This is a genomic window from Flavonifractor sp. DFI.6.63 (assembly GCF_024462255.1).
Taxonomy (GTDB): domain Bacteria; phylum Bacillota; class Clostridia; order Oscillospirales; family Oscillospiraceae; genus Lawsonibacter_A; species Lawsonibacter_A hominis.
In genome coordinates, this window is record NZ_JANGBE010000007.1 from 1 (window position 1) to 13,858 (window position 13,858).

Annotated in this window: 10 protein-coding genes; 5 read left to right on the forward strand and 5 right to left on the reverse strand. The window is 61.7% G+C overall.

Going from position 1 to position 13,858, the window contains the following annotated elements:
- Window positions 1-85: 85 nt before the first annotated feature.
- Window positions 86-265 (reverse strand): hypothetical protein, encoded by a 180-nt coding sequence (locus NE547_RS05200; RefSeq protein ID WP_256175001.1) that lies wholly within the window; start codon window positions 263-265, stop codon window positions 86-88.
- A gap of 140 nt (window positions 266-405) precedes the next feature.
- On the opposite strand from NE547_RS05200, the gene nrdR reads away from it, so the two are divergent.
- Complete coding sequence (gene nrdR / locus NE547_RS05205; RefSeq protein ID WP_186907261.1) at window positions 406-861, forward strand: transcriptional regulator NrdR; 456 nt, start codon at window positions 406-408, stop codon at window positions 859-861.
- 73 nt (window positions 862-934) lie between these two features.
- Here nrdR and NE547_RS05210 read toward each other — a convergent pair whose 3' ends face one another.
- The 4 genes from NE547_RS05210 to NE547_RS05225 form a co-directional block, all read right to left on the reverse strand.
- Window positions 935-2,671 (reverse strand): NADH-dependent [FeFe] hydrogenase, group A6, encoded by a 1,737-nt coding sequence (locus tag NE547_RS05210; RefSeq protein ID WP_186907262.1) that lies wholly within the window; start codon window positions 2,669-2,671, stop codon window positions 935-937.
- Entirely contained in the window at window positions 2,665-4,503 is a 1,839-nt protein-coding gene (locus tag NE547_RS05215; protein WP_186907263.1) for an NAD(P)-binding protein, read from the reverse strand. Before NE547_RS05215 ends, NE547_RS05210 begins: the two co-directional genes overlap by 7 nt.
- Before the next feature lie 353 nt (window positions 4,504-4,856).
- Window positions 4,857-5,237 (reverse strand): DUF4363 family protein, encoded by a 381-nt coding sequence (locus NE547_RS05220; protein WP_186907264.1) that lies wholly within the window; start codon window positions 5,235-5,237, stop codon window positions 4,857-4,859.
- The gene (locus tag NE547_RS05225) at window positions 5,234-5,914 is read right to left on the reverse strand and encodes a DUF421 domain-containing protein (protein ID WP_186907265.1); all 681 of its coding nucleotides are present in this window, start codon (window positions 5,912-5,914) and stop codon (window positions 5,234-5,236) included. Before NE547_RS05225 ends, NE547_RS05220 begins: the two co-directional genes overlap by 4 nt.
- Window positions 5,915-6,396: 482 nt before the next feature.
- On the opposite strand from NE547_RS05225, the gene NE547_RS05230 reads away from it, so the two are divergent.
- The 4 genes from NE547_RS05230 (at window position 6,397) to carB (ending at window position 13,850) form a co-directional block, all read left to right on the forward strand.
- The gene (locus NE547_RS05230; protein WP_256174949.1) at window positions 6,397-8,748 is read left to right on the forward strand and encodes a hypothetical protein; all 2,352 of its coding nucleotides are present in this window, start codon (window positions 6,397-6,399) and stop codon (window positions 8,746-8,748) included.
- Window positions 8,745-9,242 carry a hypothetical protein gene (locus tag NE547_RS05235; protein WP_256174950.1) on the forward strand — a complete coding sequence of 166 codons (498 nt, stop codon included), beginning with the start codon at window positions 8,745-8,747 and terminating at the stop codon, window positions 9,240-9,242. The genes NE547_RS05230 and NE547_RS05235 overlap by 4 nt, the downstream gene beginning before the upstream one ends.
- A gap of 188 nt (window positions 9,243-9,430) precedes the next feature.
- Window positions 9,431-10,522 (forward strand): carbamoyl phosphate synthase small subunit, encoded by a 1,092-nt coding sequence (locus NE547_RS05240; protein ID WP_186907269.1) that lies wholly within the window; start codon window positions 9,431-9,433, stop codon window positions 10,520-10,522.
- Window positions 10,515-13,850, forward strand: coding sequence for a carbamoyl-phosphate synthase large subunit (gene carB, locus NE547_RS05245; protein WP_186907270.1), 3,336 nt, complete (start codon window positions 10,515-10,517; stop codon window positions 13,848-13,850). Before NE547_RS05240 ends, carB begins: the two co-directional genes overlap by 8 nt.
- Window positions 13,851-13,858: the final 8 nt, after the last annotated feature.

The following is a 13,858-nucleotide window of genomic DNA, read 5'->3' on the forward strand; positions in this document are numbered from 1 at the left end:
CCCCCCCCCCCCCCCCCCCCCCCCCCCCCCCCCCCCCCCCCCCCCCCCCCCCCCCCCCCCCCCCCCCCCCCCCCCCTGCGCCGGCTTAGAACTGGTTCTGGTTGTTGCTCTTGTTCTGCGCGTTCTGGTTATTCTTGTTCTGCGCGTTCTGGTTATTCTTGTTCTGCGCGTTCTGGTTGTTCTTGTTCTGACTGTTCTTGCTTCGATTGTCCTGAGCATTCTGGTTGCTGTTGCGGGTATTGTTCTGATTGTTCTGATTCTGCACGGTGCTCACCTCGCTTTCGCTGAAAGAAGTTTACCCAGGGACAGGAAATCATATGCAAGAAAATGGGTAAAAGGGATACCAAATCGGTGGGATTCGTGTTATAATCAATTCATTAAATGGTATCAGGAGGTACGCCGACCATGAAATGCCCTTATTGTGCCCATTTGGAGAGCAAGGTCGTGGATTCCCGCCCCTCGGATGAGGGCGCCAGCATCCGCCGCCGCCGGGAGTGCCTGGCGTGCCACAAGCGCTTTACCACCTATGAAACCATGGAGAGCCTGCCGCTGGTGGTCATTAAGAAGGACGGCAGCCGCCAGACGTTTGATAAGTCCAAGCTGCTCAACGGAATGATCCGGGCCTGTGAGAAGCGGCCCGTGGCCTTTGCCACGCTGGAGGCCATCGCCAACGAGATCGAGCAGACCCTCCAGAACGAGATGAGCCGCGAAATCCCCTCCGATCGGATCGGCGCGCTGGTCATGGACAAGCTGAAAGGGGTGGACGAGGTCGCCTATGTACGATTTGCCTCGGTCTACCGGCAATTCAAGGATATCAGCACCTTCATGGCTGAACTGTCCAAGCTGCTGGAAGAAAAGTGAACAACAAACAGCAAGAGGCTGCCGCAACCAGGTTGCGGCAGCCTCTTATCCTGTTGTCCCGCCGGAGCGGCCGTCACTTCGCGTTGGGGGTTTTCCAGGCCGCGTGGTCGGTATGCAGCAGGTGGTGGGACTTCTCGCCCAAAGGCGCTTTCAAATAAGTGCGGTAGAGCGCTTGGATATCCGGGTTCTCATGGGAATAGCGGATCTTCGATTTGGCGTCCATCTTCCACAGCAGCGCGCCGCGGGAGGCGGCAAGCTCCTCGTTGCAGTGGATGGGCTGTCCGCCGCCGCCGGCGCAGCCGCCGGGACAGGCCATGACCTCTACGAAGTCGTAATCCACACTGCCCGCGTCCACTGCGTCCATCAGGGCGCGGACATTTGCCAGACCGCTGACTACGGCAACCCGGACCTCTCCCGCGCCCGGGATGGTAAAGGTGGCTTCACGCCAGGGCTTTCCGCCCCGGACGGCGGAGAAAGCGTCGGCGTCTGGATTGGTTCCGGTGACCAGGAAGTAAGCGCTGCGCAGGGCGGCGTCCATTACGCCGCCAGTGGCGCCGAAAATCACCGCCGCGCCGGTGCCGCTGCCCAGAGGGCTATCGAACTTCTCCTCGCCCAGGTCGGCGGGCACGATGCAGTCGCTGCGGAACAGACGGTCCATCTCACGGGTGGTGAGCACCACGTCCACATCCGGGTCGCCGCAGGCGTCGTTCATGGTGGGCAGCTCGCTCTCCGCCTTCTTGGCGGAGCAGGGCATGATGGAGACCACGAACACCTTGTGGGGGTCCAGCCCCTTCTGAGCGGCAAAATAGCTCTTGGCGACCGCGCCGAACATCTGCTGGGGAGACTTGGCGGTGGAGAGGCAGTCGGTGTACTCCGGGTACTGGGATTTCAGAAAACGCACCCAGCCGGGGCAGCAGGAGGTGAACATGGGCCAACGGTACTTTCCGCGATGGGTAAAACGCTCCAGAAACTCGCTGCCCTCCTCCATGATGGTCAGATCGGCGGCAAAGTTGGTATCAAATACATAATCGAAGCCGACCCGTTTCAAAGCCGCCACCATACGGCCAACGGAACCGGTCTTGGGGTCCAGACCGAAGCTCTCGGCCCAGGCCACCCGCACGGCGGGAGCCACTTGGACTACGGTGGTCACGTCGGGGTCAGCCAGGGCCCGGAGGACCTTGTTGGTATCGTCCCGCACGGTGAGGGCCCCGGTGGGGCAGTGGGTCACACACTGGCCGCAGAAGGTGCAGTCGGTATATTTCAGACTGCGGTTGTAGGAGACGTCCACCGTGGTCCGTCCGCCGGTGCCCGCCACATCCCAGATCTTCATGCCCTGGATCTTGTCGCATACCTGCACGCAGCGCATGCATTTGATACACTTGCTGGCCTCACGGACCACCGGCACGTCCAGGTCCACCCGGGAGCGTTCCGGCTGCACCTGATAGGGCTGGTAATGGATGTTCAGATCGTGGGAGAGCTTCTGCAGCTCACAGTTGCCGCTGCGCACGCAGACGGTACAGTTGGAATCGTGCTGGGAGAGGATCAGGCGAAGGTTGGTCTTGCGGGCCTGCCGCACCCGGGGGCTGTTGGTGCGGATGACCATGCCGTCCACCACCTGGGTGTTGCAGGCGGGCACCAGGCGCTCGGTGTCCTCGACCTCCACCATGCACATGCGGCAGGCGGCGATCTCGTTGAGTTCCTTCAGATAGCACAGGTGGGGGATCGGGATGCCGGCGTCCTCGGCGGCCTGCAGGATGGTGTTTCCTTCCGGCACGCGCAGTTTGCGGTCGTCAATTTTGATGGTTACCATTTTTCCACACGGCCTCCCTTAAAAATCCCATATCCAAAGTGGTCGCAGCGCAGGCACCGGGAGGATTCCTTCAAGGCCTCCTCGCAGGTCATGCCGCACTCGATGCACTGGAAGTCTTTTTTGCGTTCGCTGGCCTCCCGCTCGCTGGAGGTGATCCGTCCCCGGGAGCGCAGGTCGGTATAGCCGGGCACCGGCACCTGCACCTCCGAAACGATCTCGTGGTGGAAGCCGAGGTATTCGTCGATGTTGGCGGCGGCCGCCTTGCCTGCGGCGATGGCCTTGATGACGGTAGCGGGGCCGGTGACGCAGTCGCCGCCGGCGAACACGCCCTCCAGTTCCGGCAGGCTGGTGCTGGAGTCGGCCAGCACGGTGCCGCCCCGCTGGATCCGGATGCCGCTCTGCTCCAGACCGTGGGTCTCAATTCCCTGCCCGATGGCCACGATGATGGTATCCGCCGGGATGCGCTTTTCCTCCACAGCGGCGGCGCCGGGCCTGGGGCGGCCCTGCTTGTCGGCCTCGCCGATCACCTGTGGCTGGGTCCAAAGGGCGGTCACCTTTCCGTCCTTGTCCGCCTCGATACGCAGGGGAGCCTGGAGCGTGAGCAGCTCGGCGCCTTCGGCCACGGCGCCTTCCACCTCCTCCGGCAGAGCAGTCATATCCTCTTGGCGGCGGCGGTAGACGCAGGTCACCTTTTTCGCGCCCAGGCGAATGGAACTGCGGGTCACGTCCATGGCCACGTTGCCGCCGCCGATCACCACCACGTTTTGGCCGGTGAAATCGGGCATTTCGTTGTCGCCGATCCGGCGCAGCATCTCCACCGCGGAGACCACGCCCTTGCTGTTTTCACCCTCGATACCCGTCTTTTTGTCGGTGTGGGCGCCGATGGACAGATAGATGCAGTCATACTGCTTCTTCAGCTCGTCGAAGGAACAGTCGGTGCCGACGTTCACGCCGGTATGTACCTCGATCCCCAGAGAGAGGATGGAGGCAATCTCCTGATCCAGCAACTCACGCGGGAAACGGTAGCTGGGGATGCCGTAGCGCATCATGCCGCCCAGCTGGCTCTGGCGCTCATATACCGTCACCTTGTGGCCCATCAGCGCCAGATAGTAGGCGGCGGACAGCCCGCCGGGGCCGCCGCCCACGATGGCCACCGCTTTGCCGGTAGCGGGCGCGCAGGCGGGCTGGGGCACGTCGCCTGCCTGATCTACGGCGTAGCGCTTTAGGCCGCGGATATTGATGGCGTTGTCCACCATGTTCCGGCGGCAGTGGGCCTCGCAGGGATGCTCGCAGATGTAGGCACAGGCGGTGGGGAAGGGATTGTCCTTGCGGATGAGGCGGACGGCGTCGTCACACCGGCCCTCCTTGACCAGGGCCACATAGCCGGGAATGTCTACCCCGGCGGGGCACATGGCCACGCAGGGAACCGGGTTTTTCAGACTGCCCAGACAGCGGTGGTGGGTGATGTGCTCCTCATAATCGTCCCGAAAGCCCAGCAGTCCCATCAGCACCAGCTGGGCCGCGTCGATCCCGATGGCACAGTCCGCCGTGTCCACGATGACCCGGGCGGTCTGTTCGATCCGGTCGAGGATACGCAGTTCCGGTTCGCCGTCCAGCACCTCGCGGATCATGCCGGAGAGCTGGGCCAGACCGATCCGGCAGGGCACGCATTTGCCGCAGGTCTGCGCCTGACACAGGTTCAAAAAATTCAGGGCCATGTCGACCGGACACAGACCCGGAGGGCTGGCAGCGATCCGCCGTTCCATATTGCGGTACAGCTGTTCCACCACAGCCTCAGACTGACTGGGAGTTTTGACATACAGTCTGCTCATTTGCTCCGCTCCTTCTACTTATAGTTCTAAATGGGAAACTCATCAGTTTTCAAGTCGCGCATCTGAGAGAAACTATAGTCCAATGAAGTGGATCTGTCAAGGACAATTCTGAATTTTTTCGCATGAAATCATCATTTTTTTGATTATTAGGATAATCTTGCAAAATAAATATTGACAAAAATGTGACAATGTCGGATTTTCCGCTTACTGGGAGGTATGTTACTTTCCTGCAAGAAAGTGCCGTTTTTCTGTCAAGCGGATTGGCCGCACGGCAAAACCTTTGTGCACTTTGCCCGGCCCATGAAAAGGCCCAAAAAGCGGGCGAAGACGTCTGCGTCTTCGCCCGCCGGGAATCAGAATACATTTTTCAGGGTGAGCTGTTCGGACTCGTAGATCAGCTGGATCTGAGCGGCCAGGCGTGCGTTGGCGGCGGAATATTCGCCGCCCTCCTGACATTCGATGAATTCCAAAACTTCCTGGAAGCCGACGTGGATCAGATCGGTGTCTGAGTGGCGGAGGGTGACGTGCAGATAACCGTCCCGGGACGACCAGTGCTCAAAGGCGGAGCGGGTCAGCAGGTCCGCCCGCTCCCAATCGCCGGCCTCCGCCAGGGCTTCCGCCTGTTCCAGCAGGCCGGTGAGTTCCCGCGTGAAGCCCCGGAGATACCAGCTGTTGAGCAGAGTGGCGCAGAACAGGGCGGCAAGGATGGCGGCGGCGATCCACAGGCGCTTCATCCGACCGCCTCCTTTGCCACGAAGTAGACGCGGTTTTGCTCGTCCACCGTCAGCAGGAACACGTCGCTCGGCTGCTTGAGCTTATGCTGAGCCAGCTGCTTGTCGAGCCAGTTGCGGTCCAGGCCCCGCGTATGAAGATTGCGCTCGATCACCCGCCCGTCGTTGATGACGACCACCGGCAGTCCCACATCCTCCGGCGTTACGTTCATCTGCTCGGCCGTCACGGGAAGCTGGTTGGCGTAGGGAAGCACGGAGAGGCGTCCATTGGTCTCCAAAATCGCATATTTTACGGTGGACAGATCCGTGATTCCCTTCATCCGGAGCTCCTCCATCAGCTCGTCCACCGTGAAGCGGTTTTTCTGCATCTCGCGCTGATGGAGTGTTCCGTTCTCCACAATGATGGAGGGCCGCCCGCAGACAATGGCCCGGAATTTGACGTTTTTCATGGTGAGCACGGACAGCGCCATGGTGATGCACAGCAGCGTAAGGATAGGGATGATGCCGGTGAGCAGGGGAATACCGAAATCCTGCATGGGCACGGCGGCCAGGTCGGCAATGATGAGCGCGAGCACCAGTTCGGACGGCTCCAGCTCGCCTACCTGACGCTTGCCCATCAGGCGGATCCCGGCGATGATGAGCAGATAGAGGATAACGGTACGTAAAAAGGCGATGACCATCGAAACGACCTCCAGGCTTAAAATATTCTGCAGGGCACGTGTTAGTTTGGCCGTTTTTCCGGCGGCTATGCCTGCCGGCGGAAGAAGAAAAATTTAAGAATGTGACCGAACTATAACCGAAACGGACTATATATTTAGGTAGAATCACAAAGCCGAATCCGGGAGCGGGGCAAAGCGTATCCGGGCTTGCCATGGGCCAAAAGGGCGAACCGGGGTACCCCGGTTTTGTGTTTGCCAACGGCAGACACAAAACCGCTTCAAAAGGAAAGCCTGCCGCGCAGGAGGATAAGTGCCTCTGCACTGAAAAGTGCACGGAAAAGACCCAAAATGCGGAGTGCCCCGTGTGTGCGTCCGATGTGAGCGGGTGCCAGGGGACGGAAACGCCCGCGTCCTGCACCTGCGAGACCCGCTGTACCGAGGAGGCGCCCAATGGAGCGTGCCCTGTATGCCAGGCGGATCCCGCTCGGTGTAAGGGGGACGCCTTGACGGAGCCCAGCGCGGAGGATCAGGCTGCTGCGAAGGCGGTCTCCGACCGGATCGCCGCGCTGACCGGCGAGAGCACGGAGGAAGATGTCCAGGCTGCCCGCGCGGCCTATGACGCGCTGACCGGCGCGCAGAAAGCGCCTGTGACCCATTTGGATACCCTTACGGCTCTGGAACAGCGTTTTGCCGCTGCGGCTGCGGTGGCCGCGGTGGAAGAGCTGCTGGCCGCCCTGCCCGGGGCGGACGCGGTGACTTTGGACGATCGCCCGGCCATCCAGGCGGCCCGTGCCGCATACAGCGTAATGACGGCGGAGCAGCAGTCTCAAGTTTCCGAAGCGCTATTGGAAAAGCTGGCGGATGCAGAGCGCGTGCTGAACGCCCTTTTGGCGGTCCGCGGAGCGTATACGATTACCGCCGATATGGGCCAGGCGGAAATCGACGCTGCGGTGGCACAGGCCGAGGGCGTAATTACGGTACAGCCCGGAAACTACGGAGTGGAAAATACCTACAAATCCATCCGGCTGACAAGGGATGCGGCAATTTCCCTCAGCGGGGTTTATGAGCACTTTCACTTAATCATTGACAATGGGGCTGATGTGACGGTCCAATCGGACGGAGCTGTGCTGCAGGGGCAGGTTCTGGATGGGATCGGTTCTGAGAACGGTTTTTATTACGGGGACTACTACACCGGTATCCTGATCAAGCACGGAAGCCTGAATGTCAATACCAGCCTGACGCTGAGCGACTACAATATGGCCATCAAGCTTGGAATCGGCGGCAGCTCCAATCCCGCCGAACTGAACGTTGGCGGCGGAGCATTGCTTACGATCCGAAATTGTCACCAGACGGACCATCCATCCAGCGGCAGCGCCGACTACTGGGGCGGCGGCATGGAAGAGGGGGACGGTGTGACCGGAGGGCAGGGCCATGGCGCGACCGGTTCCGGTATCTTTGTTGCCGGAACCGGGGAGGCTGCCGTCAACGTGTCCGGCGGCGCTGTCCTGGGCAGCACCGGGAACTGGGGGGCGCTCTATGCCACTACAGGCTATCTGACACTCCGTGTGGATGCGGCAGCCGCTCACTTTGATGAGAGCACCGGCTGGGATGGGATTTATTCCTGTGATAATACGTCGGTATCCAGGCTGCGGATCGAGCTGACCCATGGGGCGGCGCTGTCCTGCAATGGAAACCGGCGCAATGGGATCACAGGGCAGGGCGATATGTCGCGATGGAGGATCGACGCCTCCGGCAACAGCACGTTTACCTGTGATGGAAATAGGGCCATCGGTATCAACAATATGGGACTGGTACTGTCTGCTTCCGGCGGTTCGGTCAGCGGAAACGGCTCCCACGGAGCGACCAATGTGGCGCTTGACGCTGAGAACGCTCAGCTTACTTGCAGCGGCAACCGGTATCTTGGCCTGAACATCACAAAGACCAATGCTGGGGCCGCACAGACAAACATTACACAAAACAGCGCTGTTGCGGCCAATGGAAACGGCGGAGCGGGCATCCGCTTTCAGGTAACGTCCGGGACGCAGATCCATGACTCCACCATTGAGGCGACTGGAAGCGGGGTCGGAACGTCACTTTACGGATATGCGGTCAAGCCGGGAGACTCCGGTTACTGGGCGGACGTTGCGGCCAAGGCGACGGTAAACGTGACCGGAAGTATCGTTACGGTCGGGACCTGGTCTCTGTACAACAGCAGCGGCAGCAAATTGCCCTCCGTTTGGAATTTGGCGGCAGGCGCGAATATCGTACGTGTGTCCTCCAATCCGGCCTTTGAAACGGGACGGGACATTTTTGACGATCCTGCGGATACGGTGGCTGGACGGACCATAGTGACCAGCGGCTCGCTGAATGGAAGCCGACGGAATATGTCCGGGACGTATGAGTTCGCAACGCTCAATCCTCAGGAGAACCTGGACGATACCCTGCTGAAACCCGCCACCGCCGTTTATGCGGCGCCCGTCAACGACTATGGTACGGCACTGACCCTGTTCAAGGTCACCAATCCTTATCAGAGCATCAACGTCTACGATCCGAATGGAAAGGCGGCGTATGACTATACTACCGCCTATGACGACGGAAGCGATTTCGTCTGGGCTGCTGTGGTTGTAGTCCATTACGACGCGACGGAGGGAACCATTCAGGCAAACGGTACGGCACAGTCTGGCGCGCCGGAGCAGTTTCAAAACATGGATGATGGCACGCAGATCGGCTGTGCCGCCACCGATGCGGCAGCGGGCTATGAGGTGAGCGACTACACCATTAACGGTGCAGACCTGCATACCACGGGCAGGACGCTGCCCACAGCGGCTATATGTTTGGCGGCTGGTATTATGTGACGGAAGAGAATGTGCAGGCGGCAGAAGCGGCGGCCGCCGCCGGAGCGTGGGAGACGCTTTATAAACTCTTTGCAGGGAAGTTTAGTGGGAACAGCGCTGTCGCGGAGGAGGATTCTCAAATCACTGTTTATGCCAAGTGGAACGAACCGGCCCCGACTCCTTCCGGGGACCCCTGGGAGCCGACCCCCACGCCGAGGCCCACGCCTGCCGCGACGCCGACTCCCGCGCCTTCCGCCGCACCGTCGCCGGCGCCTTCCGTCCCCCCGACGCCCGCGCCCGAAACGGAGATCCCTGACGATCCCGCGCCGCTGGAGCCCGCGCCGGATGCGCCGGCAGATATCCCGGAAGCGCCGGTGCCTCAAGGGGATCTGCCCCAGACCGGCAGCGTGCGGCAATCGGATGCCCGGGGACTGGGCGCTGTGGCCCTGAGCATGTCCGCGGCCCTGTTTGCGGGCGGAATCCTGCTGCGCAGGAAAGAGAAAAACGGCGGCTGAACGGGCCCTGATCCATGACCTGTGGGGCGCATTGCCTGTGAAAACGGGCGATGCGCCCCCCGCTTTTGTCCAAAACAACGTTTTTCATTTTTTGCGCAAAAAGGGGGAAAAACAGGATTGTCAGTCGGGGAAATTTGAGATAAAATTGAACAGATTAAAATGTGGGAACGAAAGGCGGGATACCGTAGATGAAGGCGACTTTGATCCTGGCCAGCGGCGCAGTCTTCACGGGAAGGAGCATCGGCTCCACGGCCGACCGGGTCTGTGAGATGGTGTTCAATACCTCTATGACGGGCTATCAGGAGATTTTGACCGATCCGTCCTATGCCGGGCAGGGCATTGTGATGAGCTATCCGCTCATCGGTAATTACGGCGTCAACCACGAGGACAATGAATCCTCCCGTCCCTGGGCGGAGGCGTTCATCGTCCGGCACCTGGCCCGCAGGGGCAGCAACTTCCGCTGTGAGGGAGAGCTTGACGCTTATCTGAAACAATATGATATCACCGGGATCGAAGGCGTGGACACCCGCGCCCTGACCCGCATACTCCGCAGTCAGGGGACCATGAACGGCATGATCACCTGTGCGGAGCATTTTCATGTAGAGGACTGTTTACAGCGTATCCGTGCCTATCGGGTGGAGGGGACCGTAGAGGCCGTCACCCGGAAGGAGAGCCAGGTGTACCCCGCGCTGGGGGAACAGCGGCTGCGGGTTGCCCTGATGGACTACGGCGTGAAGGAGAATATGATCCGCTGCCTTCAGCAGCGGGGCTGTCAGGTGACGGTATATCCCGCCCACACCCCCGCCGCCGCGGTGCTCTCCGGCGGCTTCGACGGAGTCATGCTCTCCAACGGTCCCGGCGACCCGGCGGATAACGCGCAGATCATTACCGAGGTGCGCAAGCTCTATGATTCCAACCTGCCGCTCTTCGCGGTGTGCCTGGGACACCAGCTTTTGGCCCTGGCCACCGGAGCCGCCACCCGGAAGATGCGCTTCGGCCACCGGGGCGCCAACCACCCGGTCAAGGATCTGGCCGCCGGACGGGCCTTCATCACCAGCCAAAACCACGGCTACGTGGTCACGGCCGAGAGCGTGGACCCGTCTGTGGCGCAGGTGTCCCATGTAAACGTGAACGAGGGCAGCGTGGAGGGCCTGCGCTACAACCGCCCCCGCTGCTTTACCGTTCAGTTCCATCCGGAGGCGTCTCCGGGACCCCGGGATACGGAGTACCTGTTCGACCGCTTTGTGGACATGATGGAGGAGGCGAAGGGAAATGCCTAAGAATCCGAAGATCAAAAAGGTGCTGGTGCTGGGCTCCGGCCCCATCGTCATCGGACAGGCCGCGGAGTTCGACTATGCCGGCACCCAGGCCTGCCGGGCCCTGAAGGAAGAGGGCGTGGAGGTGGTGCTGGTCAACTCCAACCCCGCCACCATCATGACCGACAAGGACATTGCCGACCATGTGTATATCGAGCCGCTGAACCTGGCCTCCGTAGAACAGGTCATCCAGAAGGAGCGGCCCGACTCCATCCTGCCCACCCTGGGCGGGCAGACCGGATTGAATTTGGCCATGAACCTGCATGAGCAGGGGATCCTGCAGCAGTACGGCGTACGGCTGCTGGGCACCTCGCCCGAATCCATCCGCAAGGCGGAGGACCGGCAGGGCTTCAAGGACGCCATGGAAGCCATCGGCCAGCCCTGCGTGGTGAGCGACGTGGTGGAGAGCGTGGAGGATGCGGTGGCCTTTGCCGCTTCCATCGGCTACCCGGTCATTGTCCGCCCGGCCTACACCCTGGGCGGCACCGGAGGCGGCATCGCCTATGACGAGCCCGGCCTGCGGGAGATCGCCGACCGGGGCATCCACCTCTCCCGGGTGGGGCAGGTGCTGATCGAGCGGTGCATCTCCGGCTGGAAGGAGATCGAGTTCGAGGTCATGCGGGATTCCGCCGGAAATGTGATCCAGATCTGCTCCATGGAGAACATCGACCCCGTGGGCGTGCACACCGGCGACTCCATCGTGGTGGCCCCCACGCAGACGCTGGCCAACCGGGAATATCAGATGCTGCGCACCGCATCCCTGGACATCATCTCCGCGCTGGAGATCGAAGGCGGGTGCAACGTGCAGCTGGCCCTGAACCCGGATTCCTACGAGTATGCGGTCATCGAGGTCAATCCCCGCGTGTCCCGCTCCTCCGCCCTGGCCTCCAAGGCCACCGGCTATCCCATCGCAAAAGTGGCCGCCAAGATCGCCCTGGGCTATACGCTGGACGAGATTCCCAACGCCGTGACCGGAAAGACGACCGCCTGCTTCGAACCCACGCTGGACTACTGCGTGCTGAAGATCCCGCGCCTGCCCTTCGACAAGTTCACCACCGCCAGCCGCACCCTGGGTACCCAGATGAAGGCCACCGGCGAGGTCATGGCCATTGGCAACTCCTTTGAAGGGGCGCTGATGAAGGCCATCCGCAGCCTGGAGCTGCCGGTGAAATCCCTGCGTATGCCGGGCCTGGACGAGCTGTACACGGAAGATATCGAGGAGCGGCTGGCGAACATCGACGACCAGCGCCTCTTTGTGGTGGCCGAGGCGCTGCGCCGGGGCTTCTCGCCGGAGAAGATCAACAAGATCACCAAGTACGACCTGTGGTTTTTGGATCGTTTCCAGAACATCGTGGACATGGAGGACAAGCTGGATCACGGCCATTTGGACGCGGATACCCTGCGCGCGGCCAAGGAGATGGGCTTCTCCGACGCCTGGATCGCCGCCCTGTCCGGCCGGGAGCGCCGGGAGATCAAGGCCCTGCGGGAGCGCTGCGGCATCCGTCCCGCCTTTAAAATGGTGGATACCTGCGCCGCCGAGTTTGAGGCGCAGACCCCCTATTACTACTCCACTTACGACGAAGAAAACGAGGCCGGCCAGCCCCTGCGTCTGCCTGAGGCGGGGGAGTATGCCCCCGGGGTTCCGGAAGCGCCCTATCTCGCCGCCGCCGCACCGGAGGCCCACCGGCTTCCGGCGGAGGAGGCCGGCGGGGCGGGAGAGGACCCCGGCGCTGCGGTCCCGGACAAGCGCAAGGTGCTGGTCCTGGGTTCCGGCCCCATCCGCATCGGACAGGGCATCGAATTTGACTACTGTTCGGTCCACTCGGTCTGGGCCCTCAAGCGTTTGGGGTGCGAGACCATTATCATCAACAACAACCCCGAGACCGTCTCAACCGACTTCGACGTGGCGGACAAGCTCTATTTCGAGCCGCTGACCGCCGAGGACGTGGAGGCCGTGGTGGAACTGGAAAAGCCCTGGGGCGCAGTGGTGCAGTTCGGCGGCCAGACCGCCATCAAGCTGGCCCAGGCGCTCACCGACATGGGCGTGCCCATCCTGGGCACCCCGGCCGACGGCGTCGATGCCGCCGAGGACCGGGAACGCTTTGACGCGATCCTGCAGGCGTGCGGCATTCCCCGGGCGGCGGGCAAAACGGTCTTCACTACTGAGGAGGCGCTGGCCGCCGCCCACGAGGTGGGGTATCCGGTGCTGGTGCGCCCTTCCTATGTGCTGGGCGGCCAGGGGATGGAGATCGCCTATAACGACCGCAATATCACCGAATTCATGCGCATCATCAACCTCCAGGCCCAGGAGCACCCGATCCTGGTGGACAAGTATCTGATGGGCAGGGAGGTGGAGGTGGACGGCGTCTTCGACGGGGAGGATGTGCTTGTCCCCGGGATCATGGAGCATATCGAGCGGGCCGGCGTTCACTCCGGCGACTCGATTTCCGTTTACCCGCCGATCCACATTGAGGAAAAGCACAAGCAGACCATTCTGCGCTATACCCGGGATCTGGCGAAGGCCCTGGGGGTCATCGGCCTGGTGAACATCCAGTTCATCCTCTACAACGACGAGGTGTATGTCATCGAGGTCAATCCCCGCTCCTCCCGCACCATCCCCTATATCTCCAAAGTCACCGGTGTGCCCGTCATCGACCTGGCCACCAAGGTCATGCTGGGCGCCAGGCTCCGCGACCTGGGCTACGGCACCGGGCTCTACCCGGAGGCCGCCTATTACGCCGTCAAGATGCCGGTTTTCTCGTTTGAAAAGCTCACCGACGTGGATACCGGCCTGGGCCCTGAGATGAAGTCCACCGGCGAGTGCCTGGGACTGGCCGAGACCTTCCCGCAGGCCCTGCTGAAGGCCTTCAAGGGCGCCAATATGAAGGCCCCCAAAAAGGGCGGCCGGATCATCATCACCGTCAAGGACGAGGATAAGGGGGAGATCGTGGGCATCGCCCGGGGCTTTGCGGATATGGAGATCGAGATCCTGGCCACCAGCGGTACCTGCGACGCGCTCAACGCCGCGGGCGTGCCCGCCCGTAAGGTGGCCCGGGTCTCCGAGGCCCACCCCAATATTCTGGATATGATCGCATCCGGAACGGTGGACCTGGTCATCAATACCCCCACCCGGGGCCGCAAGCACGATACCGACGGTTTCAAGATCCGCCGCTCCGCGGTGGAGCATTCCGTGGCCTGTGTCACGGCCATCGACACCGCACGGGCCATGCTCACCGTCCGTACCCAGGGACGCAGCGCTGATCTGCGCCCCATCGATATCACTGAGATTTAGGAGCAAAA